The following is a 26433-nucleotide window of genomic DNA, read 5'->3' as shown; positions in this document are numbered from 1 at the left end:
GGCGAGGGCGAGTCTAAAACCGCACAGGAGCGAAGGCAATGACCGACGAAGCTTTCGAGGCGCGCCGCCGCGCGCTGCTGCGCTGGCTGGGCGCCGGCTTTTTCATGCTCGGAGCCAGGCCGGCGGCCCACGCCGGCGCACTGGGCGATGCCCCGGGGCCGCTACCACCGGGGCGCTCCATTTACCGAATCGACGGCGATGTGTTGGTCAATGGCCAAACCGCCGACGAACAGACGCGGATCGGAGCCGGCGACCGCATCCAGACCGGACCGGGCAGCCAAGTCGTGTTCGCGGTAGGGCAGGACGCTTTCATACTGCGGGAACGTTCCGAGCTGCGACTCAGCGGCGGCGGCGGTTTGATCGTGCACGGCTTGCGGGTCGTCACCGGCGCCCTGCTGTCGGTGTTCGGCAAGCGCGAACACGAGGTGCAAACCCAATTCGCCACCATCGGCATTCGCGGCACCGGGGTATACGTGGAAGCGGAAGCCGAGCGCAGCTACGTTTGCACCTGTTACGGCCGTACGCAAATCACCGCCGAAGGCGCGCCGGAACAAACCGAAAGCATCGTGTCGGTTCATCACGACGCCCCTCGCTACATCAGCGGCGAAGGCGAACGGCGCATCCAGCCGGCGCCGGTTAAAAACCACACGGACGAGGAACTGGCCTTGATCGAAGCCTTGACGGGACGAACGGCGCCTTTCTCCTTCACCATGCCGGGAAGAGGGAGCGGCGGAGAAAACTACTGACCCGCGCCAGCCGAACCCGGCCGCCGCGGCCCAATCGACGGCGCAAAAGAAAAGCCCCGCAGAGCGACTCTGCGGGGCTTCGGCGGGCGCCTTGCCGGCGGCCCGCTGACTTAAGCCGCTAAGGCTTAAGCGGCGTCGACCAGCGCGCGGATTTCGCGCGCGGCTTCGGCGGGGGACGGCGCGCCGTAGATGGCGGCGCCGACCACAACGATGGTCGCACCAGCCTGGATCACGCCCTGCACGGTGGACTGCTTAATGCCGCCAGCGACGGAGATGCGCATGGGCAGCCCCAGGCGAGCCACCGCCTGCAGGTCGGCGAACGGCGTCTGGCCAGCGGCCTGCGCGTCGAGACCGGTGTGAACGCCGATGATCTGCGCGCCCAGCTGAGCGGATTCACGCGCGCAAGCGACTTTGTTGGGCACGTTGATCAAGTCCACCTGGACTTCGGCGTTGAACTTGCTGGCCGCCTTGATGACGCCGGCGATGGTTGCGCCGCCGGAAACGCCCAGCACGGTGCAAATGTCGGCGCCCGCCGCGTAGAACGGGGTGGCTTCGTATTCGCCGGCATCCATGGTTTTCAAGTCGACCAGAATCAACTTGTTGGGGAATCTTCTTTTCAGCTCACGAACCAGCGCCACGCCATTGTGCTTGATGCACGGGGTACCGATTTCGAAGATGTCCACATAAGGAGCGGCGGCGGCGGCAAGACCAAGGGATGCATTAACATCCAAGGAATCAATCGCCAACTGAATTAATGCTTTTGCCATGATATTACCTTTTTATTTTGATAGTTAAATAAAAGCCGAAGATTACGGCTGGAACTGTAAGTGAGGAAAGGCTCGCATGTCAACGGCGTCGTTTCCGCCCCTCGGGACACGCTCCTACGCCGTGCGAGGCAACACCATCGAGCGGGCGGTTTTGCCGCGCATCAACGTTAGCGCCCCAACACCGCATTGCGGGTACTTTCCGCGATCTTCATGATTTCGACCACCAAATACCCGGAGACCTTCAGCTCCTGCAAGGTTTTCATCAAATGCCCCAGCACGGCGTTTACATGGCGGTCGCTCAACCCCCGTTTCACGGCCCGCGCATGAGAACTGGTTAAATCGTTGCCCACGTAATCGTAAGGACCGCCGAAAGCCACCGTCAGAAAGGCCTTTTGCTTATCCCGCTGATCCTGCATGCTGACGCCCTCGAAGAAGGGGCTCAGGCTGCCGTCGGCCAACACCTTTTGGTAAAAAATGTCGACGGCGGCGTTCACCGCGGCCGCGCCGCCCAACTGATCGAACAAGGTCTCGGACATGTTACGCTCCAATGTTGTTGTTTTGATATGCCGTCAGGAGCTGACATTTACGTCCAGGCCTTCGGATACAGCCCCTTACCGGAATATACAAAGCCCGTCAACACACTGTCAAATGAGCGGCAAACGACGCCGGATGGCGCGTTCAGCGGGCGCTCCCGCCGAGAATACAGCGCCGGTTGACCTCCCCGAAGCGGCCGGCGCTAAAATGCGGGAAGCCCTGTTTTTCCCGGAGACCACCCCGCCATGCTCAGCTTGATCAGCTATTTCGCCGCCTTCGTCGTCTCCGTCGTCATCATGGTAGTCACCGACGACGATCCGACCAGCGTTTCCCTGGTGGAGTGGGCCATGTTCGGCGTCATGGCCTATTCCGCCAACGAACTGCGCAAGCGGTTGATGAAAATCTACCGGCGCGGCAACTGGGATTAACAACCGCCCCTCCTGCCTCCCCCAGCACGGCAAACACCGACACCCCGCCGGATTGGCGGCACACCGCCGCAACTCGCCCGCGCCCGCCCCCACGCCCGATAAGTGGCGACCGCACCCCGACGAACGGCCCCGGGAGCCGCGGCGGCGGCGCTTATACTTTAAGCCAACGGAGATCACCATGAAGACACCTTTCCGACAAGCCGGCTTTACGTTGATGGAGATGCTGATCGCCATCGCCATCGTCGCCATCCTCGTCTCGATGGCGCTGCCGTCCTTCAACAGCATGCTGGACCGCCAACGGGTGCGGGGCGCGGCGGAAAACCTGTTCGCCGACCTGCAATTTGCGAAAACGCAGGCCATCAAATGCTCCCGCTCCATGGATCTGATCGCCGCGACGGGCAGCCCCTGGAGCTACTGCGTCGCCACCAACGGCAGCAACTGCGCCGCCGCGGCGACCTCGGACTGCGCGACGGCCGGCGTTTGGAAAGCCACTTCCGGCGCCGACTTCACCCATGTAACCCTGAACGCCAACGCCAGCGTCACGTTCGACGCGCTGCGCGGCGGCTGCGCCGGCGCCAGCTGCGGCACGGCCATCACCTTTACCGGCAGCAGCGGCGCGACCAAATCCGTGACGGTATCCGCCATGGGCCGCATCAGCCTGCAATAAACGAGGAGAAACGGGATGTTGACCGTGACGAGCAAACGACACGGAGGCTTTACCCTGGTGGAACTGCTGGTCGGCATGGTGATCGGCATGACCGTGCTGGCGGCGATAACCCAAATCATGGTGTCGTCCAACAGCACCAATCTCGACACGTTGCGCATGGTGCGCTTCAACCAGGAAATGCGGTCGGTGATGAACCTGATGACCTCCGACATACGCCGGGCGGGATTCAATGCCTACGCGGTATCCCAGGTCGGCCAGGGAACCACCATGGCCAATCCTTTCGGCGGGCTTTCCGTGGACGATGTCGCCATCAGCACCGCCAGCCCCGGGCCGCTCAGCGGCGGCTGCATACGCTACGGCTACGACGACTCCTCCAATGCCGCCACCAACGCCGACGGCGTACTGAACGGCAACGAGCAATACGGATTCAAGTTGAACGGCGGGGCGGTGCAACGCCATACCACGGCGACCGCATGCGCCGATGCCGGCTGGCAAGCGCTAACCGACACCTCCAACCTCACCGTCACGGCGCTGACCTTCACCCTACAGGACAACCTGGTTTGCCAGGGCACGGCGCCCAACGCGTTCAACGGCATCCACGACCAAACGGTAACGATCACCTTTACCGCAACATCACCGCTGGTAACCGGACTCGCGCGCACGCTGACCGAAACGGTGCACGTGCGCAACAACCGCTATCAGTATTTCGCCGCGGGCGACTGCGCCCCCACTTGATACGGAAAACGAACGGGCACCGTAGAGGCCGGAATTATGAAAACCGTTTACCCCATCCACCAGCCGCCGCACCGGCAACGCGGCGCCGTAACGCTGTTCGTCGCCCTGGTCGCGCTGGTGTTCATCACCATCATGACCGTCTATACCGCCAGCGTCGGCGTCATGGATCAACGCATGTCCGGCAACGAGCTGCGGCACCAGCAAGCCGAGGCGGCGGCCGAAGCGGGCTTGAACCAAGCCGTCGCCTATTTTAAAGCGAAGCCGACCACGGCCATTGCCGCCCAAACCTCGGCCGGCGCCGGATGGTCCACAGCACAAGACATCGTGCCGGCGGCGATCACGTTGCCGAACGGCGCCCAAGTGCAATGGGCCCGGGCCTTCCACTGCACCCAAGCGCTGGTGACCACGATTTGCCCGACGCCCAAAGACGCGGCCGGCGCCGCCGTTACCACGCCTTACAATTACAACGTCTTCCGCGCCCAAGGCACCTCGAGCGACGGTACCGGCACAGTGCAGGTCGAGCAGCAAATCGCCTTCGCCGCCAATATCGCGGCCGGCGGCGCCATCCCCAATGCGGCGCTGACGGCGGCCGGCATCGTCCCCATGGGCGGCAACTACAACGTCGTCGCCAACCCCAACGGCGGCGGGCCCGGCGTGCCGGTTTCCGTCTGGTCGCACTCTTCGGTATCGGGCGGCGGCAGCGCCTCCACCTGCAACCAGTCGGGATATGACTCGCAAACCAGCCAGTGCACCAGCGACCAAATCACGAGCGGCGGCACCATGGGACTGGACGTGGTGCAAAACGATCCCTACGTGTCCGCCGGCGGGCGCTTCCCCGACGACGTCTTCCAGTATTTCTTCGGCGTCTCCGCCGATCCGACCGCCTCGCCCCCCGGCTGGCAAACGGTCTACAACATGGCCCAGCAGATCACGGACTGCAGCACTTTGGGGCCGACGTCGGGCGGGCTGATCTGGTACACGGGCAGCCTGTGCGACCTGCCGTCGAACACCACCATCGGCGCCGCCACGGACGACCCCGCCACCACGGCCACGGAAGGACCGGTCATCCTGGTGGCGCAGGACGCGAATTTCAAAATGAACGCCAACACGGTGTTCAACGGCGTGATATTCCTGTTTTCCACCGCTTCGCCGCCAGTGAGCCCCGGCTCGGTCCTGCTCAACGGCGGCCCGGTGGTAAACGGCGCATTTCTGGCCAACAGCGGCCTGGACAACCTTTCCGGCACCTACACCGTCAAGTACGACGCCAGCATCCTGGCGCAACTGGCTCCCGCCCCCAGCGGCAACAACAACAACCCCATCAACGGCCACCCGGCGGACGTACCGGGCAGTTGGCGCGATTTCTAATTTTTTAAAGTATGGTGACGAACATGCAAACGCGCGCAAAGCATCAAGCAGGCTTCAGCCTCGTGGAGGTTTTGGTGGCGGCGGCCATATTCAGCCTGGGCGTATTGGCCGTGGTCAAGCTGCAAGGCGAGTTCCTACGCGGCAGCGGCGAAGCCGATGCCCGCTCCGTCGCCGTGCAGCTGGCGCAGCAAAAACTCGACGATTTGCGCCGTTTCGGCACAGGCACGGGAGCGTCCGCATTCGCCTTCACCGAAATCGACACCAACGCCGGCGGCGCCAAAGACGCCAACGGCAACCTCAACCTACCGGCGGACACCAGCACCAGCAATGGCAGCAACGTCGTAGGCAACACGGACTACAGCCTGAGCTGGACGGTAAGCCCCCAATACTTCGGCTCCCCCGTGAGCCAAACCGCCGTCGTCGACCCGGCCGGCAGCGCCAGCGCCAGCGTGGCGCAAAAGCAAGTCACCGTGACGGTAAGCTGGGTGGACCAAACGGGAACGACACAAAGCGTGCAGTTGGCGGACATCATCAACTCCATGTCCCCCGACTCGGCGGCCGGCCTGTCGGGAGGACCGTCCGCAGGAGCCGGAGCTTCCAACACCGGACCGGAAGTCATCTACACGCCCAGCACCTCGGCCGGCGTGGTACCGGTCGACGTGGGCGTGGACACCCACCGGGAAACCTTGGTGCCCACCGTTTCCGGAGGCCAGGTCAAATTCACCGCCTACACCTATGCCGCGACGGGCGTGCTGCTAAGGCAGGAAGATTTCACCACCGTGGGCTGCACCTGCACCTTGGGCGCGACCCAAGGCAGCGGCCGGACGCCGGCCCACGCCGTTTGGGTGGCGGGGACTACCAATTCCTTCCGCGACGTGGACGGCGACGTGGTGACCAAGGACGTGGGCACTAAGGCGAACAACCAGCAGGACGATATGTGCACCGCCTGCTGCCGCGACCATCACGATCCGGGCAGCAACGCCACCGACACCGTTGCCGCCAACCCCACCACCAGCGACCCATTGACCACCGGCGGCGGCGACGGCACAGCCGACGGCCTCAAGTATTGCGACCCCGCCAACGGCATATTCGACCGCTGCTACGATCCCTTCCGCGACGCCGGCGGCGCCGACGACTACACCAACGGCAAGCACAACCACTACACGACGGCGGGCGCCATCGCGACAGCGGGCCAGAACTATGTTGAATCCTGCCGCATGAAGCGGGTGGGCGGCTACTGGCGCGTGTACCAGGATTGGCAGCTGGTCAACACGCAAGCCTTCTCCCTCAACGACTTCACCACCACCGGCAGCACGGCCAAAGACGATTACGCCGCCTACGTGCAGCACATCGTCGACAATATCCTGAACGACAACTCCATCACCAAATTTTACGGGCAGAGTTTCACCTTACCGACGACGCCTCCCGCAGCGCAAAGGAATAGCTCCAACCCCTTGGTGATGCAGGTGGGAGACAAGGTGCAGCTGACCGGCCGGGCCGTTTACGTGGATTACCTGTTCTCCACCCTGCTGGACAAAGTGCGGGCGCAAAAGGCGGCCGGCTCGGACTACCTCGTCAACGTGCCCTTCTACGAAGTGGAAGTAACCGGCCGCGCCCCGACCTGCACCGACAGCCCCCTCCCGAACCAAGACTCCGCCTATACCGGCGGCTGGTGCCGCCCCACCGGCACCAGCAGCGTATCGGTCGGCGCGGTGGGCAACGGCGCCAACGCGCTCAATGCCGGCCAGGTTCAGGGCAACAGCGACAGCGGCGGCCAACGGACGGTCACCTTCGACTTCCGCCGCAGCAACACCGGCTTGACCGGCTCCAGCAGCCCGGCCGACGTCAACCCCAACGCCGCCAACCGCGACAGGCTCAAAAACCGCGCAAACGTCGTGGTACAAGTGCTCGGCGCCAGCTCCGCCACGGTTACCCTAACGGTGCCGATAACCGGCGGCTCGCCCACCAGCAGCGTGCTGTCGTTCACCGACACTTACGGCGCAGTGCAGTGCACCGGGACCGGCGCCGGCCCGTTCAACTGCCCGGTCCACTCCGGCGTAGCGGGAACCTTGACCTATACCGGATCGAACGCCACGCAAACGTGCACAGGCTCGGGCAGCTACAGCGCAATAGGGGCGAACACCACGCTATCGCCGGCGCTGGCCATTACCTGCACCACGACCGTGGTCAACTATCCGTTGACGATCAACTTCAATTACAGCCCGAGCAACAAGAAAGCTGACGCGGTCACTTCCTTGACGGCCGTGAACGCCCAAGGCAACAGCGTACTCAACGGTTCGTGCACACCGACGACCCAAGGCCAGACCATCACCGGCTTCACCTGCCAAGTGACGGCCAGCGCCGGTACGGTCACCTTCAGCGGCACGCGCACGTCCGGGCAGTCGACGACGGCCTGCTCGGGATCGGGCTCCTTCGCCGGCGCCACGCAATCCGGCGGCACGGCGACGGTGACGGTCACCTGCCAATAACGCCACCAAGGGAGGGTTCGCCGCAAAAGCGGCCCCTCCCTGCCGATGGCCGGACAAACCTTCGCCTCATCCCTCACGGGATGGGGCGATTTTTTTGCGCCCGGATTACCGCGTGAGAACCGTGTCCGCCCATCCCTCGGCGTCGCGCAGCGGAACCTCCAGGGCTTCGGGTAAACTAGCGAGCAACATCAGCCCCTTAATCAATGCGCCATGAACGACACCAATCCCTTGCTCGAATCCTTCGCCCTACCGCCCTTTTCCCGCATCAAGCCGGAACACGTTGAGCCGGCCATCAGGCAGTTGCTGGACGACAACCGCCGCGCCATCGACGCGTTGCTGACCGGCAACGAGGCCTACACCTGGGACAATCTGGTGCAGCCGCTGGAGGATCTGGACGACCGACTCAGCCGCGCCTGGTCGCCGGTGGGGCATATGAATTCGGTGGTCAACAGCGACGAACTGCGCGCCGCCTACAACGCGTGCCTGCCGCTGTTGTCCGAATACAGCACGGAGCTGGGCCACAACCGCAAGCTGTTCGAGGCCCACAAGAGCCTGGCGGAAGGGCCGGAATGGGCGAAATTGGACGAGGCGCAGAAAAAGATCGTCACCGACGCCCTGCGCGACTTCCACCTGTCCGGCGTGGACCTGCCCGAGGACAAGAAGGCGCGCTTCAAGGATATCGCCCGCGAACTGTCGGAAATCACCAGCCAGTTCGAGGACAACCTCATGGACGCCACCCACGGCTGGCACAAGCGCGTGCACGATCCGGCGCAACTGGCCGGTCTGCCCGACTCGGCGCGCAGCATGGCGCGGGAGCGGGCCGAGCAGGAAGGCGTGGAAGGCTGGCTGTTCACCCTGGAGTTTCCCTCGTACGTGGCGGTGATGACCTATGCCGATGACCGGGAGCTGCGCCGCGAGCTGTACGAAGCCTATGTGACCCGCGCTTCGGAAGCGGGACCCAACGGCGGCCGCTGGGACAACACGGAGCTGATGAACCGCATCCTCGCCCTGCGCCACGAAGAGGCACAGCTGCTGGGCTACGCCAACTACGCCGAGCTGTCCCTGGCCACCAAAATGGCCAAGTCGACCCGGCAAGTGCTGGATTTCCTCAACGACCTGGCACGGCGCTCCCGCCCCATGGCGCTACAGGATTTGCAGGAGCTGCGCGACTACGCCCGCCAACAGCACGGCGCGGACGAGCTGCAAGCGTGGGACATCGGCTACTACGCGGAAAAACTGCGCCAGCACCGTTTCCAGCTATCGGAAGAAGAAGTCCGCCAGTATTTCCCGGCCCAGAAAGCCATCGACGGCATGTTCGCCATCGTCGAGAAGCTGTACGGCATCAGCTTCCGCCGCGTCGAAGGCGTCGATACCTGGCACCCGGACGTGCATTTCTACGAAATCCTCGCCGACGACGGCCAAGTGCGCGGCCAGTTCTATCTGGACCTCTACGCTCGCTCGAAGAAGCGCGGCGGCGCCTGGATGGACGATTGCGTCACCCGCCGCAAGCTGGAAGGCAAGGTGCAGCTGCCGGTAGCCTACCTCACCTGCAACTTCCCGCCGCCCACCAAGGACCAGCCGTCCCTGTTGCGCCACGACGACGTCACCACCCTGTTCCACGAATTCGGCCACGGCCTGCACCACATGCTGACGCGGGTGGACTATTTGTCCGCCTCCGGCATCCACGGCGTGGAATGGGACGCGGTGGAGCTGCCCAGCCAGTTCATGGAGAACTTCTGCTGGGAGCGAGAAGGGCTGGACTTGATCGCCGGCCATTGGCAGACCGGCGCGCCGCTGCCGGAGGAGCTGTACAAGAAAATGCTGGCGGCCAAGAACTTCCAGTCCGGCATGATGATGGTGCGGCAGCTGGAGTTCTCCATCTTCGACTTCCGCATCCACGGCGAATACGACCCGGCCCAGGGCGGGCGCATCTACGACATCCTGGACGAAGTGCGGCGCGAGGTATCGGTAGTAATCCCGCCGGCTTTCAACCGCTTCGCCCACAGCTTCTCGCACATCTTCGCCGGCGGCTACGCGGCGGGCTATTACAGCTACAAGTGGGCGGAGGTGCTGTCGGCGGACGCCTTTGCGCTATTCGAGGAAACTGGGATATTCAACCCGGAAACCGGCCGCAAGTTTCTGGAGAATGTTCTGGAGCGGGGCGGCTCCCGCGAAGCCATGGAGAATTTCGTGGCTTTCCGGGGACGGGAACCTAGCATCGACGCGCTGCTGCGGCACAACGGCATCGCCGCCTGAAATCGAGGAGGCGTCCCGCGCGGCGGCGACCGACTATAGTGTTCCTTACCCGCAGGCAAACCGCTGGGCAGCCGAGACCGGCTGCCATAGCTAACCGTCTACAAGGACTTCACCAGAGGAACTCGCCATGAGCAAAAAATATCTCGCCGGCTTGATGCTGGCAGCTCTCGCCATGACCACCCTGTCGCAAGCGGGATGGGCGAAAGGCCCCGGAACGGGGCGCGGCCACGGCGGCGGCTGGTCCAACAGCAACCGCCAGCAGGACGAAGACAGTCTGCGCGGCCGTGACAGGGCCGAGGAACGCGAAGATTATCGCGACCAGCGGCAGGATCAACGAGAGCTGAACAGGGACTACCGCGAACGCGGCCAGGAACGGGACGACTTTCGCGGACAAGGCCGCGGCGGCAAAGGAAAGCACTAAACTCAACCGCAGAAAGTAACACGGTCCGAAGCGAGGCGCCTCCGCCGGCCGGAATTGTGCGCCGCAAATGTTTTGATCCGACACCGTAGTTCATCTACAATCCCGAACGGCGTCATAACCCCAGCATAACAACGGCGCGCGGAGGCAATTTCATGAAGATCACAAAAACCCTATTACTAGCCCTCGGCGGGCTGTTGATGTTGTCGGGGCTGGCGCTAGCGAAAAGCGACACGCCCGACTTCGACGATCTGAAGGCGCAATACGTCAAGGATCACCCCGGCAAAGGCTCCCACGCCGAATACTGGGAGCCCATCCCCATCCAGAAATACTGGAATCCGCGTAATTTCTACAAGCCGCCGCAAACCGTGAGCGGCGAAGTGGCCCGCGACGCCTGCGTCGCCTGCCACCAGAGCACCACCCCGGGCGCCTACCACGCCTGGAAGGGCAGCACCCACGCCAACCTGGACAAGATCCGCAACATGCCCAACAGCATGGATGCCCGCTACTACAAAAAAGACAAGCTGGCGGAAGTGGAAAAGCAACTGGTTAAGCAAGGCCTGCTGCAGGAAGGCCAGCAGCTGACCGAAGTCGGCTGTATCGACTGCCACGGCGGTGTCGGCAAGCAATCCATCCAGCACGACAAGGATCTGGTGATGCCGGACCGCGCCTTGTGCGGCACCTGCCACACGCCGGAGTTCGCCGAGGCGGAGTCGGAAAAGAACCAGGAATGGCCGCAGAAACAGTGGGGCAAGGGCCATCCCTCCCACGCCGTGGACTGGGCCGCCAACGTGGAAACCGCCATCTGGGCCGCCATGCCCCAGCGGGAAATCGCCGCCGGCTGCGACATGTGCCACTACCAGCAGAACAAGTGCGACGGCTGCCATACCCGCCACACCTTCTCCGCCGCCGAGGCGCGCCAGCCCGAAGCTTGTGCCACCTGCCACAACGGCGTGGACCACAACGAGTGGGAGAACTACCAAACCTCCAAGCACGGCACCGTCTACCAGACCCAAAAGAAGGACTGGAACTTCGAAGCGCAGCTGAAGGACTCCTTCACCAAGGGCCATTACACCGCGCCCACTTGCCAAACCTGCCACTTCGAGTTCAAGGGCGAATACAGCCATAACCTGGTGCGCAAAGTGCGCTGGGCCTTCAACCCGACGCCGGCCATCGCCGACAACCTGAGCCATCCCTGGTTCCAGGATCGCAAGGAAGCCTGGGTGGAGACCTGCTCCAACTGCCATTCCCCCAGCTTCGGCGAGGCTTACCTGACCGCGGCCGACAAGGGCACCATCGACGGCCTGAAAGTGGAACAGGAAGCCAAGAAAGTCGTTACCGCCCTGCACAAGGAAGGCTTGCTGCCCGGCCAGAAGACCAACCGCCCTGCTCCGCCCAAACCGGAGAAGGACGAGGCCGGCGGCTTCTTCCAGCTGTTCTGGGCCAAGGGCAACAGCCCGACCCATGTGGAGCGCGTCTATGCCGACATGTGGGAGCACGACGTGATCAAGCTGTACAAGGGCATCTTCCACGCCAACCCGGGCGGCTTCACCTACACGGAAGGCTGGTCCGAGCTGATGCGCGACTATGCGGAAATCATGGACGCCAACACCCAGCTGCGTGAAAAGGCCGCCATGAAGGTAGGCAGCGCCAGCGCCGCCCCGGTCGGCAACGACCAGGACAAGGAAGGCGGCATGGGACGTTACGTCCTGGGCGTGGCGCTGATCGGCGCCGGCTGGATGGCAATGCGCCGCCGCAAAAAGTAAGCAGCCCCTCGGTTCCCACGCTTCGGCGTGGGAACGCCTTATCTCAAGCCACGTTCCCTGGGTAAACGCTGATCGATCCAGCCTTTACCCAGGGAACGTGGCCTCCAATCCCTCGAAAACCCTCCCCACCCGCCGCGCCGGGCCGTATGTTTCCGGCAGGCCGGGGAAACAGAATTCGGCATTCCCGTGACTCAACGACTTCGTTTATTTTTCGGTATTGCGCTATTGCTGGCGGGCGGCGCCATCGTCGTGCTCGGCCTTCCCGACCTGCCGTTTTTCTGGCATAGGCCGTTCAGCTACAGCAAGCAGGCCGAGCTGAAACCCGGCGACGCGGACTTTCCCAAACTGGAAAGCCGTTACCCGCTGGATAAGCTGACCCGCTACGCCATTACCCGCGACGGCGGCAACGCATTGACCCTGCCCGTGGCGGATTACCGCGACGCCCAGGGCCAAACGCGACGCGCCATGGTGAATTTACCGACCAACGCCGCGGTACCGGGTCCTACCGAAGCCGCCCAGCAGTTGCGGCACGACATTTGGGCCAGAGCGGCCAAGTCCATCGCCAGCCACGTCGGCCCCCACGCCCTGTTCCTCTCCTGGTGGGACGACGGACAACGCCTGCACCTGCTTAGCGGCGCGGACAGCTGGGGCCTGCTGCCCGACGCCGAAGGCTGGCGCGACGGGCACGAACGGCAATTCTGGCTGGAACTGGCGGGCGGCCGCGACGACGGCCAAAAGCAGCGCCAACTGGCGCGCTGGTTGACCATGGATGCGGCCCAAGCGGTCAAGGAAATGGCCGAGGCGGTGCCCAAGGACAAGGACGCCTATGTGTTGGTAACCGTGGACGACTTGGCCCGCCTGGGCGAAATCGAAAACCTGGCCGGCGTCAGCCTGCCCCTGGAAACGCAGGTATTTCCCTCGGGCGAGAACTTCCATGCCCTGATCGCCCAGGTCAAGCGTTGGGCGGGTGAAAGCGAGCGGACCGGGAAAGATCAAAATGACAAGCCCGCGCAGCAGGAAGAAGCCGCCAGCAACTACCTGGTGCAGCAACTGCCCGGCGTCGGCGTGCGCGCCTGGCGCGTCGCCGACCCCAAGGCCAACGACCTGCTCATCACGCGGCTGCTGCCTTTCACCGGCTCGCTCAACCGGCCGCTGGAGGGACTGCAGTTGGTATACCAGTCGGAACAGGCTTATTTGTCGGTTTACCGCTTGGCAAAATCGCCCTGAAGCAAAGCCGTTGTACCGACTTTAGCGGGCATTTCCGCCTACAGCCGCCGCGAAGCGGAAAAGAAGGCTGGCCGAAAGTCGGTACTCCAAGCCTCACTCGGATAAAATGGGCGTTCGACCACCCCAACAGCCCCATCGAGCCCATGCCCCCCGCCCAACTGCTAGTGGACAACCTGGAATGCCAGAGGGGCGACCGCGTGTTGTTCAGCGGCCTGAATTTCCAGGTCGAGGCCGGCCAATTGCTGCTGGTGGAAGGGGAAAACGGCGCCGGCAAAACCAGCCTGCTGCGTTTGTTGTGCGGCTTGAGCCGGCCGGCGGCCGGCGAGGTGCGCTGGCGCGGCGAGAACATCGCCCGTCATCGCGCCCAGTTCCATAACGACATGGCCTATTTCGGCCACCACGGCGGCGTCAAACTGGAGTTGACCGCCCTGGAAAACCTCGTCGCCGCCAGCGCTCTGCGCCGCCATGTGACGGTGATCGAGATGGAAGAGGCCCTGTATCAGGTCGGCCTGGGCGGTTTCGAGGACATTCCCGGCCGGCGTTTGTCGGCCGGGCAGAAGCAGCGCCTGGCCTTGGCCCGCTTGCTGTTGAGCCAGGCCACGCTGTGGATCATGGACGAGCCGTTCACCGCGCTGGACGTGGACGGCATCGCTCTGGTGGGCGGACTGTTGGAGCGCCACGCCGCCAACGGCGGCTTGGCGGTGCTGACTTCCCACCAGCCGGTGGAATTGAAAACCGACCTGCACAGACTGAGATTGGGATGAACGGTACCCCCCACGCCATGGCCGCCCTGATCCGCCGCGACCTGCTGCTGGCCTTCCGCCACCGGGGCGAGCTGGCCAATCCGTTGCTGTTTTTCGCCATGATCGTCACGCTCTACCCCCTGGGCGTCAGCCCCGATCCCGAGCTGTTGCGCGTGGTGGCCCCCGGCGTCATCTGGATCGCGGCGCTTTTGGCGGCGCTGTTTTCCCTGGAAAACCTGTTCCGCTCCGACTTCGACGACGGCGCCCTGGAGCAAATGGCGCTCAGCCCTCATCCCCTGCCGCTGCTGGTGCTGGCGCGGGTGTTGGCCCACTGGCTGGTGTCGGGCCTGCCCCTGCTGCTGCTGGCGCCGCTGTTGGCCCTTCAGCTGAATCTCAACGCTGCCGCCATCCAGGCCCTGCTCGCCACCCTGGCGCTGGGTACGCCGCTGTTGAGCCTGGTGGGCGCCATCGGCGTGGCCCTCACGGTGGGCCTGCGCCGCGGTGGCATGTTATTGACCCTGCTGGTGATGCCGCTTTACATTCCGGTGCTGATTTTCGCCACCAACGCCGTCACCGCCGCCGGCGCCGGCATGCCCATCGAAGGGCAGCTGTATTTCCTGGCCGCGCTGCTGGCGCTGGCCCTCACCCTGGCACCGCTGGCCGTGGCGGCGGCGCTGCGCATTAGCCTGAGCTAGAGGAGAACGATCCGATGAGCGAAGTCCTTTTGTTCCGCACCAAGGCTGTCCGAAGGAAATACCATGGCTATGTCTAGCAACGTCGCGCTACGGCTTGCCGAACACCTGCACCACAACCTGCTCCGATACATTCTCGTCGCCTATTCGGTTGCCGCAGTATTTCCCGAAGCCGGCCTGGCCATCCGAAACATCAATTTCCTGACGATTTCGATTTTCGACGAAACCGTTCAAATCACCGTTCCCGCGGCGCTACTGGCGACACTGCTGTTTAACGCCGGCCTGGGCATCCGCGTGGAGAGCTTATTCGGTCTGGTCAAACGTCCTCTCCTGTTGATATTGGGATTGGCGGCCAACCTCGCCATTCCCCTGGCGTTTATTCTTGCCATATCCATATTCATGCTTCCCTGGCACAACCCAACCGAAGTCCAATACATTCTGGTTGGGCTGGCGTTGATCGCCTCCATGCCCATCGCCGGATCCTCCTCGGCGTGGTCGCAGAATGCCGACGGCGATTTGGCCCTAAGCCTGGGACTGGTCATCCTTTCGACCTGCTTGAGCCCGCTGACGACACCGATGGCATTGAATGCAGCCGGCTGGGTAGCAAACGACGTATACGCCCAACTACTGAACGAACTGGCCGATCATCAAACCAAGGTATTTCTGGCGATGTTCGTATTTCTACCCACTACCTTGGGCATCGGTGCCCGCCGGCTGATGCGCGAAGGCCAATGGGAGCAAGCCAAGCCCCTCATAAAGCCGGCCAATACGATGGTCCTTCTCACATTGATCTATTCGAATGCCGCCGTTGCCTTGCCTCAGGCTTTAGCCAATCCCGACTGGGACTTCTTTGCCGCCTTAACCGCCATTCTTGTGTTGCTGAGCGTCGTCACCTTCGGCTCCGGCTGGATGATCGCCCAAGGCTTGCGGGTAACGCATACCCAACGCGCCGCGTTGATGTTCGGGTTGGGCATGAATAACAACGGAACCGCCATGGTGCTGGCATCCACGGTATTCAGCCAAATGCCGGAAATCATGCTGTCGATAATCCTCTACAACCTGCTGCAACACTTTGCCGCCGGTATTGTCGACCGTTGGATCATCCGGACACCTCTGCCTTTGCAATACGGCACACACGCATAAACACCATCAACCTGCGAACACCTATGTGGTCCTTCTTCTACAAACTCGCCTCCCCCAAATACTTCTACGACCTGGCCGGCAAGTTCATACCCTGGCTGGGCGGACTGGCGGCCGTGTGCTTGGTCGCCGGACTCTACCTAGGCCTGTTCGTAGCCCCGCCCGACTACCAGCAGGGCGAAAGCTACCGCATCATGTTCGTGCACGTGCCCAGCGCCTGGATGTCCATGTTCATCTACACCTTCATGGCGGTGGTGAGCGGCATCGCCATGATCTGGAACATCAAGCTGGCGGACGTGATGGCGCAAAGCTCGGCGGCCCTGGGCGCCTCCTTCACCTTCCTGGCCCTGGCCACCGGCAGCCTGTGGGGCAAACCCATGTGGGGCGCCTGGTGGGTGTGGGACGCGCGGCTGACCTCGGAACTGATCCTGTTGTTCCTGTACCTGGGTTACATCGCCCTCACCAACGCCATCGAAGACACCCGCACGGCGGGCCGGGCCGGCGGCATTTTGATCCTGGTGGGCGTGGTCAACATCCCCATCATCCATTACTCGGTGGAGTGGTGGAACACCCTGCACCAGGGCGCCACTGTGACCAAAATCGACAAGCCCTCCATCCACGCCAGCATGCTGTGGCCGCTGCTGCTGATGGCATCGGCCTTCCAGTTCTACTACTTCACCGTAGTGCTGATGCGGGCGCGGGCGGAAGTGCTGGAGCGGGAGAAGCGCAGCGCTTGGGTGGCGGAGCTGTTGAATCGCCGGGCTGGATAGCCCAAGATGGCCGGAGCTAGCGGATGGGAGCATCAGCCATGAGCAGCGTTTCCGAAAAACTGTACACGCCGGAGGAATACCTGGCTTTGGAGCGCCAGGCTGAATTCAAGAGCGAATACATCAACGGCCGCATTTACGCCATGGCCGGCACCAGTCGGGCGCACAATCTGATTGTCTTCAACCTTGTCCGCGAATTGGGCAACCAGTTGAAGGGCCGGCCCTGCGAAGCCTATGTGGCCGACATGCGCGTGAAAGTTACTCCCACCGGCCTTTACACCTACCCGGATGTGGCGGTGGCCTGCGGCGACATTCGCTTCGACGACCAGCACAACGACACCTTGCTCAACCCCGGCGTCATCGTCGAAGTGCTGTCGGAAAGCACCGAGGCCTACGACCGCGGCGAAAAATTCGCCCATTACCGCCGCCTCGCATCGTTGCGCGAGTACGTGCTGGTGTCCCAGGACCGCATGCGGGTGGAGCACTATCTACGCGACGGCGAGCAGTGGATACTGACCGAACTGAACCAGCCGGAAACGGTGCTGGAACTGTCGTCGATCCAGTGCGGCGTGTTGCTGAAAGACATTTACGACAAAGTGACCTTGTCATAACGGCCTTCGAGGCTTTTGAGTAAGACCCTACCTCCATGAATTTCGAAACGTTCTTCCACATGGGCGGCTACGCCCTCTACGTTTGGACCAGCTACGGGCTGGCTTTAGCCGTGCTGGCGATCAACCTGATCCTGCCGCTGCGCCGCAAGGCCCAGCTACTGGAAAGCCTGGAGCGGGCCCAGCGCCAGGAATCCCGCAAACAGGCCGGCCGAACAGCCGCCGAGGAGAACGCCGCATGAAGAATTTAACCCCCCGCCAGCGCCGCATGGTTTGGGTGGGGCTGTTGATCGCCGGCGTCGCCGTCGCCGCCTTCCTGGCCCTAACCGCGTTCCAGAAAAATCTGCTGTATTTCTACACGCCCAGCCAGATCGCGGCGGGCGAGGCGCCCAAAGGCTATCCGTTCCGCGTCGGCGGCCTGGTGGAGCAAGGCAGCGTGCAGCGCGACCCGCAAAGCCTATTGGTGCGTTTCACCGTCAGCGACGGCAAGGCCAGCGTGCCCATCGCCTACACCGGCATCCTGCCCGACCTGTTCCGCGAAGGCCAGGGCATCATCGCCATGGGCCAGTTGGACGATGCCAACGTGTTCCAGGCCAGCGAAGTGCTGGCCAAGCACGACGAAAACTACATGCCGCCGGAAGTGGCCGACTCCCTGAAAAAGAACGGCCAGATGCCCACCACTTACAAGGACTACCAGAAATGATCGCCGAACTGGGCCACTTCTGTCTGGTCATGGCTTTGCTCATGGCCGGCGTGCAAGCCGTATTTCCCTTGTGGGGCGCGGCCAACGGCAACGGGCTATGGATGGCCCTGGGCAAGCCGGCCGCCCGCTCCCAAGCCATGTTCTTGTTGGCCGCTTTCGGCTGCCTGGTGTACGGCTTCGCCGGCAACGACTTCTCCGTGGCCTACGTCGCCGAAAACTCCAACTCGGACCTGCCCACCTACTACCGCATCGCCGCCACCTGGAGCGCCCACGAAGGCTCCATGCTGCTGTGGGCGGTGATCCTCGGCCTGTGGACGGTGGCGGTGACCATCTTCAGCCGCACGCTGAGCGACGACTTCCTCGCCCGCGTGCTGGGCGTGATGGGGCTGGTGAGCATGGGCGTGCTGAGCTTCATCCTGTTCACCTCCAATCCGTTCGGGCGAATGTTCCCGCCCGCCCCGGACGGCGCCGACTTGAACCCGCTGTTGCAAGACTTCGGCCTCACCGTGCACCCACCCATGCTCTACATCGGCTACGTGGGGCTGGCGGTGGCTTTCGCTTTCGCCATCGCGGCGCTGCTGTCCGGCAACCTGGACTCGGCCTGGGCGCGCTGGTCGCGGCCCTGGACCCTGGTGGCCTGGATGTTCCTCACTTTCGGCATCACCCTGGGCTCCTGGTGGGCATACTACGAACTGGGCTGGGGCGGCTGGTGGTTCTGGGATCCGGTGGAGAATGCGTCTTTCATGCCCTGGCTGGTGGCCACCGCGCTGATTCACTCCCTGGCGGTCACGGAAAAGCGCGGCGCCTTCAAGGCCTGGACCGTGCTGCTGGCAATCTTCGCCTTTTCCCTGAGCCTGATGGGCATGTTCCTGGTGCGCTCCGGCGTGCTCACTTCGGTGCACGCTTTCGCCTCTGACCCGGCCCGCGGCCTGTTCATCCTGGTGTTCCTCGGTTTGACGGTGGGCGGCTCCCTGGCCCTCTACGCCTGGAAGCTGCCGGCAGTGAAGGAGCACGTGCACTACGAATTCGCATCCCGCGAAAACCTGTTGCTGGTCAACAACCTGCTGTTGGTGGTGGCCGCCGCCAGCATCCTGCTGGGCACGCTCTACCCGCTGATTTTGGACGCCTTGCACCTGGGAAAGATTTCCGTGGGCCCGCCCTATTTCAGCGCCGTGTTCACCCCGCTGATGGCGCCGATATTCCTGCTGGCGGGACTCGCCCCCATGGTGGGCTGGCGCTCGGCCGAGCTGGGCAAGATCGCCCGCCGCTTGCGCTGGGTCGCGCCGGTCAGCCTGGCGGTCGGCATCGCCTTGGCGGCCATCTGCTTCAAACCGGTGGAATTGAAAGCCATGGCCGCGCTGGCGATGGCCCTGTGGCTGGCGGCCACCGCGCTCATTTCTTTCTATAGCCGGGTCGGCTTGCGCGACTCGCTCAAGGACGGCCTGCGCCTGCAATCCGCCGGCTTCTACGGCATGACCGTGGCCCACATCGGCCTGGCGGTGTTCCTGGCCGGCGTCGCCGTGTCGTCCCTCTACAGCCAGGAAAAAACCGTGCGCCTGGCACCGGGCGAGACGGCGGAACTGGGCGGCTACGCCTTCCGCTTCGACGGGGTGGAAGCCGCCCCCGGCCCCAACTACGTGGCCCAGCAGGGCCGCTTCACGGTGAGCCGCGACGGGCAAACGGTCGCCGAACTGCACCCGGAAAAGCGCCGCTACAACGTACGCGGCAACACCATGACCGAAGCCGCCATCGACCCCAGCCTGTCCCGCGACCTTTACGTCGCCCTGGGCGAGCCCCTGGGCGACAACGCCTGGAGCGTGCGCCTCTACCACAAGCCCATGATCCGCTGGATCTGGCTGGGCGGCTTGGTGATGATGGCGGGCGGGCTGCTCGCCGCGTTGGACCGGCGCTACCGCCTGGCCAAAGCGCTGGTGGCCGGGCGTGCGAGCGCGACAGCCAGCCCCGCCGGTCGGCCGGTTTGACATTCGCGCCGCCCCCCGCATAATCGTTCCATGGCAGCCACTTCCCTCAGAATCGCGCTCGCGTTGCTCCTGGCCGTCGCCCAACTGGCGGCGCCCCTGGTGCATGCCCATGTGGGCGGCGAGGCCATGACGGGCAAAGTGCATTTGCCGGGCTTGGAAACGCTGGCGGCATCGCCGGATGCGGCGACGTCGGTCGCGGCCGATCCCTCGCCGCAAGAGCCCGGAATGGCGGTCGGCATCGCCACGGGCCTGCAGGCCAAACCGGATCGCGTACTGTCGCCTCCCAGCCCCCAGCTGGCGCTGATGTTTTTCCCCTCGCCGGCGAACTGCGGCCAGATCGCGGCGAGCCCATCGCCGAAGGAACTCGGCCCTTCCCCCCTAGCCAGCCCCCCCAGACGAAAGCTGGCGTCGCCGCGCGCACCGCCCTTCTCGGCTACGCTTTAATCTTTCGTTGCCAAACGTCGCCGGGCCCCGGGCAAGAGCCGTGGCCCGGCGACGCCGGCAACGTAGACTCGACCCTTATTGCGTGTCTCGACCTGTCCGGGCTGTCGCGAACCTGCTCGCGCCCCATGGAGTTTTTCATTTATGTTCATCAAACTCCGGCACTTGCCGGCGCTGTCACTCAGCGTTTTTCTCGGGGCGTCGCCTTTCTGCGCCACGGCGGACAGCAACCATGCCGCCATCGAACACTACGACCAATTGATCAGCGACCCCGGGTTAAACCTTAAGCAGCTGGTCGACATCGCCACCGAGGTTTACCCCAAGCTGGCCGTGGCGGGCGCCATGGAGGAAGAAGCCGGCGCCCTCAAACGGCGCGGCGACAGCTGGATGCCCGGTTATCCGCAATTGTACGCCCAGTACATCGACGACTCCCTGAGCCGCGACCGCGGCATCAAGCAAGTCCAGACCGGCATCCAGATGCCGCTGTGGATGTGGGGCCAGAAAGCGGCCGGCCAGCACTTGGCCGAGCAAGCCGCCACCAATGCCGCCGAATTCCAGCGCGCACTGCGTTACGAAGTGGCGGGGCTGGTGCGGGAGCTGTTGTGGGAGATCAGCCTGGCGGAAAGCCGTTACCACTTGGCCAAGCAGGTATACGACTTGTCCACCCGGCTGACGGACACCGTGCGGCTGCGAGTCGATGCCGGCGATTTGGCGCGCGCCGACTTGCTGCTGGCGCAAAGCGACAACCTGGAAAAGCTCAATGCCTTCACGGAAACGGAGGCCAACCTAATGCACGCGCGCCAAGCCTACATCAACCTCACGCGGCAGGAGCGCATACCGGGCGCTTACGACGAGCAGCGCAGCCCGCGCACCGACATCGGCGGCGACCACCCGGCCCTCGCGGCAGCCTCCACCGCCGTGGAGCGGGCCCGCGCCGAACTGGAATGGGTGAAAAAGTCCAAGCAAGGCAACCAGCCCACCGTTCTGGTGGGCACCCAGCACGACTGGTTCCAGCGGGGCCAGGCGCGCGACGACTCCACCAACCTAGTGGTGCAAGTGCCCTTCGGCGGCAGCGACTACAACGCGCCGGTGGAAGCGGACGCCAACGTCAAGCTCAGCCACGCCATCGCCGACCGCGACCTGTTGGCACGCCAGCTCGAACGGTCCCTGCACGAAGCGAAACACCACCTGGAAGTGGACAAGGCGCAACTGGGGGTGGCCGTGGAGCGCAAGAAGCTGGCCGAGCGGCATTTCGAAATCAGCCGTACCAGCTTCGAAGCCGGCGAAATGGAGCTGCTGGACTTGCTCAAAATCGAATCCGCCGCCCGCACCGCCATCCGCGACGCCGAGCTGCTGGCCATTCAATTGAAACGCGACACCGCCCGTTACAACCAGGTGGTGGGGGAAATGCCATGAAAATTGTTACCGAATATGCGCCGCGCGCCGCGCAACGATATCGGCATGCCGTGCGCCCCCTGGCGCTGATCGCCGCCCTGGCGACGGCCGCCCCGGCCCATGCGGCGCCCCTTATTCCCATCACGGCCGATCAAGCCGCCAAGCTGGATATCCGCACCGCCAAGCCGCGCCCGGCCGGAGCCACGCCGTTGCTGTCCGCCTCCGCGCGGGTGGTGGTGCCGCCGGGGCGTGAATTCATGGTCAGCGCCACTCACGCCGGCCTGGTCAGCCGCATCGATGTGGCCGTGGGCGACACAGTGACCAAAGGCCAGGTATTGGCGCAAATGGCCAGCCCGGCCTTCCTCACCTTGCAACGGGAGGCCCTCCAGGCGTCCCACGAGCATCATTTGGCCGACAGCCTGCTAAACCGCGACCAGAAGCTGCTGGCCGAGGGCGCCATTCCCAAACGCCGCTGGGACGAAACCCGCACCCTGCACGACAAGAACTCCGCCGGCGACGCGGAAGTGCGCCAAGTGCTATCCATTGCCGGCATGACGCCCGCCGAAATCGACCAGCTGTTCAAGACCCAAAAACTGACCGACCGGCTGGAAATCCGGGCGCCGGTGTCCGGCACGGTGCTGGAACGGCTGGTGACCACCGGCGAGCGGGTGGATCAGCTCGCCGCCCTATTCCGCGTGGCCGACGTGAGCCGCTTATGGCTGGAAATCGACCTGCCGCCGGAACAAGTCGACAAAGTGGCCGACGGCGACGTGGCGCGCGTGCAAGGCCGCGAAATCAGCGCCCGCATCGACAGCGTCGGCAAACAGGTGCTGCCCGCCACCCACAGCGTGGTGGCGCGGGCGGAAGTGGACAACGGCGCCCAGCGCCTCTACCCCGGCCAAACCGTCGGGGTGGACATCCTCCGCTCCGGCGCAGCCGCCGGCTTCCGCGTTCCCGCCGCCGCCCTGGCCCGGCAAGCCGGCGCCAGCTATGTCTTCGTGCGCCTGCCGCAGGGATTCGAACCGCGCACCGTCGAGTTCCTGGGGCAAACCAACGGCGACGTGGTGGTGAGCGGCGCCCTAAGCGAACAAGACGACGTGGCAGTGCAAGGCGTTGCCGCCATCAAAGCCAAATGGACGGAAAGCGAGGGCGGCGAATAGTGGCGACGCTGATCCGCTTGGCGCTGACCCAGCGCCTCCTCATCCTGGTTCTTACCACGCTGATGGCCGCGGGCGGCTATATCGCCGCCCGCGGACTCCCCATCGACGCGTTTCCCGACGTGGCCCCCACCCAGGTCAAAATCATCGTCAAAGCCCCCGGCATGACGCCGGAAGAAGTGGAGTCCCGCATCACCGCCCCCATCGAGCTGGGCCTCTTGGGCATTCCCAAGCAGACCATGCTGCGCTCCATCGCCAAGTACGCCGTCACCGACATCACGGTGGACTTCGAGGAAGGCACGGACATCTATTGGGCGCGCCAGCAAGTGGCGGAGCGCCTCAACGGCGTTTGGGCCGATCTCCCCGGCGGCATCGACGGCGGGGTCGCGCCCATGACCACGCCCTTGGGCGAAATGTTCATGTTCACCATCGAGGGCGATATTTCCCTCACCGAGAAGCGCCGGCTGCTGGACTGGACGATCCGCCCGTTATTGCGCAACGTGCCCGGCGTGGCCGACGTCAACGCCCTGGGCGGCTCGGTGCGTAGTTTCGAGGTGACACCGGACCATTTGCGCATGGCGGCGCGGGGCGTGGACTTCCAGGAACTGAAAAGCGCTTTGCAGGCCAACAACAGCAACGACGGCGCCGGCCGCGTCAGCGAGGGCGAGGAATCGTTGCTGGTGCGCTCGGAAGGACGCATCCAGAGCCTGGAAGACCTTGCCGCCATCGTCGTGGCGAACAAGGACGACGTGCCGATCCGCGTCGGCGACGTGGCGAACGTGCGCATCGGCGCGTTGACCCGCTATGGCGCGGTCACGCAGGACGGCAAAGGCGAGGCGGTGGAAGGGCTGGTGCTGAGCCTGCGCGGCGCCAACGCCCGCCAGGTGATCGCCGGTCTGGAACAAAAGCTGGAAGACCTCAAGCCGGCGCTGCCCCCGGGCGTCAGCCTCAAAGTGTTCTACAACCGCGGCGACCTGGTGGGCCGCGCCGTGCACACGGTGGTGAAAGCCTTGATCGAAGCCGTGGTGCTGGTGGTGGTGTTGCTCGCCCTGTTCCTCGGCGACGCCCGCGCCGCGTTGACCGTGGCCTTGTCCCTGCCCCTGGCGGCGCTGTGGACCTTCATCCTGATGAGCTGGTTCGGCTTGTCGGCCAACCTCATGAGCCTGGGCGGCCTGGCCATCGCCATCGGCATGCTGGTGGACGCCGCCGTGGTGGTGGTGGAAAACATCGCCACGCGGCTGGCCGACGGCGAGGCGGCCGCCCGGCTGCCGCGTTTGCACGTGATCTACCGGGCGGTGAAGGAGGTTTCCCTACCGGTCACTTCCGGCATCCTCATCATCATCATCGTGTTCCTGCCCCTGCTCAGCCTGGAAGGGCTGGAAGGCAAGCTGTTCGGCCCGGTGGCGCTAACCATCGTCTTCGCCCTGTCCGGCTCGTTGCTCATGTCGCTCAGCGTCATCCCGGTGCTGGCCTCGTTCCTGCTCAAGCACGTGTCCCACGAGGAACCCTGGCTGCCGCGCAAGCTGCACGCCCTCTACCGGCCGACCCTGCTGTGGTGCCTGGAGCACGTGCCGACGGTGGTGAAGACCGCCGGCGGCCTACTGGTCCTGACCGTGCTGCTGTTCACCCAGATCGGCAAAACATTCATGCCCACCATGGACGAAGGCGACATCATCGTCCAGGTGGAAAAACTGCCTTCCATCACCTTGGAGCAATCCACCCGGCTGGACCAGCAAATCCAGAAAGCCATCCTCAAGCAAGTGCCGGAAGTGACCCGCGTCATCGCCCGCGTCGGCTCGGACGAACTGGGGCTGGATCCCATGGGCCTCAACGAAACCGACACGTTTCTGGTGCTGAAACCGCGCGACGAATGGCGCATGGGCGACAAGGACGCCCTCATCGACGAAATCCGCAAGGTAATGGACGAGTTCCCCGGCATCGCCTACGGCTTCACCCAGCCCATCCAGATGCGCGTGACGGAAATGCTCACCGGCGTGCGCGGCGACGTGGCGGTGAAACTGTTCGGCCCGGAACTGGCCGTGCTCAACGCCAAGGCGGAGGAAATCGTCGCCGCTCTGAAGAAAGTGCCGGGGGCGTCGGACGTGTTCACCATCCGCAACGAAGGCATGCAGTACCTGCGCCTCAGCGTGGACCGCCTGGCCGCCGGTCGGCTGGGGCTCACCGGCGACGCCTTGCAGGAAGCCCTGCGCGCCAGCATCGAAGGCCTGCGGCTGGGCATCGTGCAGGAAGGCATCCAGCGCACCCCCCTGATCCTGCGCGGCCCCGGCGACATGGGAACCTTATCCGCCTTGCAGGTGGCCCTGCCCAACGAACTGCGCGCCCCCCTGTCCACCGTCGCCAAGCTGGAGCGGGTGGAAGGCGTGGTATCCGTAGCGAGGGAACGGGGCCAGCGCTTCGCCGTGGTGCGCAGCAACGTGCACGACCGCGACCTGGTGGGCTTCGTCGAGGAGGCCCGGCAGGTGGTGCAAAAAGAAGTGCAGCTGCCGCCCGGCTACTTCCTGCAGTGGGGCGGCCAGTTCGAAAACCAGCAGCGCGCCGCCGCCCGATTGCAACTGGTCATCCCGGTCGCCATCGGCCTGATCTTCCTGCTGCTGTTTTCCACCTTCGGCTCGGTGCGCCAGGCGGTGCTGGTGTTGTCCAACATCCCGCTGGCCATGGTCGGCGGCGTGGTGGGCCTGTGGGTTTCCGGCGAATACCTGTCCGTGCCCGCCTCGGTGGGTTTCATCGCCCTTCTGGGCATCGCCGTGCTCAACGGCGTGGTACTGGTGAGCTACTTCAACCAGCTGCGCGCCCTGGGCTACGACATGCAGCGGGTGGTGGTGGAAGGCACCTTGCGGCGGCTGCGCCCGGTGCTGATGACCGCCGGCATCGCCGCCTTCGGCTTGGTGCCCATGCTGTTCGCCACCGGCCCCGGCTCGGAGATCCAGCGGCCCTTGGCCATCGTGGTGATCGGCGGCCTGGTGACTTCCACGGCGTTGACGCTGATCCTGCTGCCCATCCTTTACCGGCGTTATGGTGAACCCGCATGACCGACAACTACCTCGTCACCCTCATCGCCGCCCCCAGCCTGGAGGAAACCTTGGTGGACTGGCTGCTCAGCCACGAAGGCCGCTACGGCTTCACCAGCGCCTGCGTCGCCGGCCACGCCAGCCGCCACCAGGGCCTGAGCCTGGAAGAGCAGGTGGCCGGGCGCAAAAAGCAGGTGCGTTTCGAGATGCACGTGCATCAGGCGGACTTGGCCGGGCTGCTGGCGGGACTTAAGGAAGACTTCACCGGTACCGGTCTACATTATTGGGTGTCGCCCGTCATGGAATGCGGTAGCTTGTAATATGACATTGCGGCGGCAAAGGCTATTATTAGGGGATTGGAAAGCCGCGCGTCCACCG

25 protein-coding genes are annotated in these 26433 nt (G+C 64.2%); 23 read left to right on the top strand and 2 right to left on the bottom strand.

What is annotated here, in order from left to right:
- Positions 1–38: 38 nt before the first annotated feature.
- A complete protein-coding gene (locus K5607_RS00555) occupies positions 39–746 on the top strand; it encodes a FecR family protein (protein WP_221047891.1) in 708 nt (235 codons plus the stop codon).
- 125 nt (positions 747–871) lie between these two features.
- Here the strand turns inward: K5607_RS00555 and hxlA are convergent, their stop codons facing one another.
- Complete coding sequence (hxlA, locus tag K5607_RS00550) at positions 872–1513, bottom strand: 3-hexulose-6-phosphate synthase (RefSeq protein WP_221047890.1); 642 nt, start codon at positions 1511–1513, stop codon at positions 872–874.
- A gap of 167 nt (positions 1514–1680) precedes the next feature.
- Entirely contained in the window at positions 1681–2049 is a 369-nt protein-coding gene (locus K5607_RS00545; RefSeq protein WP_221047889.1) for a group I truncated hemoglobin, read from the bottom strand.
- A gap of 243 nt (positions 2050–2292) precedes the next feature.
- On the opposite strand from K5607_RS00545, the gene K5607_RS00540 reads away from it, so the two are divergent.
- The 22 genes from K5607_RS00540 (at position 2293) to K5607_RS00435 (ending at position 26375) form a co-directional block, all read left to right on the top strand.
- Positions 2293–2475 carry a hypothetical protein gene (locus K5607_RS00540; protein WP_054774901.1) on the top strand — a complete coding sequence of 61 codons (183 nt, stop codon included), beginning with the start codon at positions 2293–2295 and terminating at the stop codon, positions 2473–2475.
- Positions 2476–2653: 178 nt separating this feature from the next.
- Positions 2654–3142, top strand: a complete 489-nt coding sequence (locus tag K5607_RS00535) for a GspH/FimT family pseudopilin (protein WP_221048857.1) — start codon at positions 2654–2656, stop codon at positions 3140–3142.
- Positions 3143–3157: 15 nt separating this feature from the next.
- Positions 3158–3877 (top strand): PilW family protein, encoded by a 720-nt coding sequence (locus K5607_RS00530; RefSeq protein ID WP_054772891.1) that lies wholly within the window; start codon positions 3158–3160, stop codon positions 3875–3877.
- 36 nt (positions 3878–3913) lie between these two features.
- Entirely contained in the window at positions 3914–5242 is a 1329-nt protein-coding gene (locus K5607_RS00525; protein ID WP_221047888.1) for a pilus assembly PilX family protein, read from the top strand.
- Positions 5243–5265: 23 nt separating this feature from the next.
- Positions 5266–7731: a prepilin-type N-terminal cleavage/methylation domain-containing protein gene (locus K5607_RS00520; protein WP_221047887.1), complete on the top strand. Its 2466-nt coding sequence runs from the start codon at positions 5266–5268 to the stop codon at positions 7729–7731.
- A 210-nt stretch (positions 7732–7941) separates the two neighbouring features.
- Positions 7942–9987 carry an oligopeptidase A gene (gene prlC / locus K5607_RS00515; RefSeq protein WP_221047886.1) on the top strand — a complete coding sequence of 682 codons (2046 nt, stop codon included), beginning with the start codon at positions 7942–7944 and terminating at the stop codon, positions 9985–9987.
- A gap of 127 nt (positions 9988–10114) precedes the next feature.
- Positions 10115–10408, top strand: coding sequence for a hypothetical protein (locus K5607_RS00510; protein ID WP_054772887.1), 294 nt, complete (start codon positions 10115–10117; stop codon positions 10406–10408).
- 152 nt (positions 10409–10560) lie between these two features.
- Positions 10561–12171: a multiheme c-type cytochrome gene (locus K5607_RS00505; RefSeq protein ID WP_221047885.1), complete on the top strand. Its 1611-nt coding sequence runs from the start codon at positions 10561–10563 to the stop codon at positions 12169–12171.
- A 186-nt stretch (positions 12172–12357) separates the two neighbouring features.
- Positions 12358–13398 (top strand): hydroxylamine oxidation protein HaoB, encoded by a 1041-nt coding sequence (gene haoB / locus K5607_RS00500; protein WP_162232289.1) that lies wholly within the window; start codon positions 12358–12360, stop codon positions 13396–13398.
- A gap of 143 nt (positions 13399–13541) precedes the next feature.
- On the top strand, positions 13542–14162 hold the full coding sequence (ccmA, locus tag K5607_RS00495; protein WP_054772885.1) for a cytochrome c biogenesis heme-transporting ATPase CcmA: 621 nt from the start codon (positions 13542–13544) through the stop codon (positions 14160–14162).
- Entirely contained in the window at positions 14159–14836 is a 678-nt protein-coding gene (gene ccmB / locus K5607_RS00490; RefSeq protein WP_221047884.1) for a heme exporter protein CcmB, read from the top strand. The genes ccmA and ccmB overlap by 4 nt, the downstream gene beginning before the upstream one ends.
- Positions 14837–14899: 63 nt before the next feature.
- Entirely contained in the window at positions 14900–15976 is a 1077-nt protein-coding gene (locus K5607_RS00485; protein WP_221047883.1) for a bile acid:sodium symporter family protein, read from the top strand.
- Between the two features lie 23 nt (positions 15977–15999).
- Positions 16000–16743, top strand: a complete 744-nt coding sequence (locus K5607_RS00480) for a heme ABC transporter permease (protein ID WP_054772882.1) — start codon at positions 16000–16002, stop codon at positions 16741–16743.
- 38 nt (positions 16744–16781) lie between these two features.
- On the top strand, positions 16782–17351 hold the full coding sequence (locus K5607_RS00475) for a Uma2 family endonuclease (RefSeq protein ID WP_054772881.1): 570 nt from the start codon (positions 16782–16784) through the stop codon (positions 17349–17351).
- A 35-nt stretch (positions 17352–17386) separates the two neighbouring features.
- Positions 17387–17590, top strand: coding sequence for a heme exporter protein CcmD (gene ccmD, locus K5607_RS00470; RefSeq protein ID WP_054772880.1), 204 nt, complete (start codon positions 17387–17389; stop codon positions 17588–17590).
- Positions 17587–18051, top strand: a complete 465-nt coding sequence (gene ccmE, locus K5607_RS00465; protein WP_054772879.1) for a cytochrome c maturation protein CcmE — start codon at positions 17587–17589, stop codon at positions 18049–18051. The genes ccmD and ccmE overlap by 4 nt, the downstream gene beginning before the upstream one ends.
- Positions 18048–20033 (top strand): heme lyase CcmF/NrfE family subunit, encoded by a 1986-nt coding sequence (locus tag K5607_RS00460; RefSeq protein ID WP_221047882.1) that lies wholly within the window; start codon positions 18048–18050, stop codon positions 20031–20033. Before ccmE ends, K5607_RS00460 begins: the two co-directional genes overlap by 4 nt.
- A gap of 30 nt (positions 20034–20063) precedes the next feature.
- A complete protein-coding gene (locus tag K5607_RS00455) occupies positions 20064–20477 on the top strand; it encodes a hypothetical protein (RefSeq protein ID WP_221047881.1) in 414 nt (137 codons plus the stop codon).
- A gap of 141 nt (positions 20478–20618) precedes the next feature.
- Positions 20619–21890, top strand: coding sequence for a TolC family protein (locus K5607_RS00450; protein ID WP_221047880.1), 1272 nt, complete (start codon positions 20619–20621; stop codon positions 21888–21890).
- A complete protein-coding gene (locus K5607_RS00445; RefSeq protein ID WP_221047879.1) occupies positions 21887–23029 on the top strand; it encodes an efflux RND transporter periplasmic adaptor subunit in 1143 nt (380 codons plus the stop codon). Before K5607_RS00450 ends, K5607_RS00445 begins: the two co-directional genes overlap by 4 nt.
- Positions 23029–26076, top strand: a complete 3048-nt coding sequence (locus K5607_RS00440; protein WP_221047878.1) for an efflux RND transporter permease subunit — start codon at positions 23029–23031, stop codon at positions 26074–26076. Before K5607_RS00445 ends, K5607_RS00440 begins: the two co-directional genes overlap by 1 nt.
- Positions 26073–26375, top strand: a complete 303-nt coding sequence (locus K5607_RS00435) for a DUF3240 family protein (RefSeq protein WP_054774210.1) — start codon at positions 26073–26075, stop codon at positions 26373–26375. Before K5607_RS00440 ends, K5607_RS00435 begins: the two co-directional genes overlap by 4 nt.
- Positions 26376–26433 lie beyond the last annotated feature (58 nt).

The organism is Methylogaea oryzae, assembly GCF_019669985.1.
Taxonomy (GTDB): domain Bacteria; phylum Pseudomonadota; class Gammaproteobacteria; order Methylococcales; family Methylococcaceae; genus Methylogaea; species Methylogaea oryzae.
The sequence above is the reverse complement of the archived record's forward strand: the minus strand, read 5'-3'. Positions and strand labels throughout refer to the sequence as shown.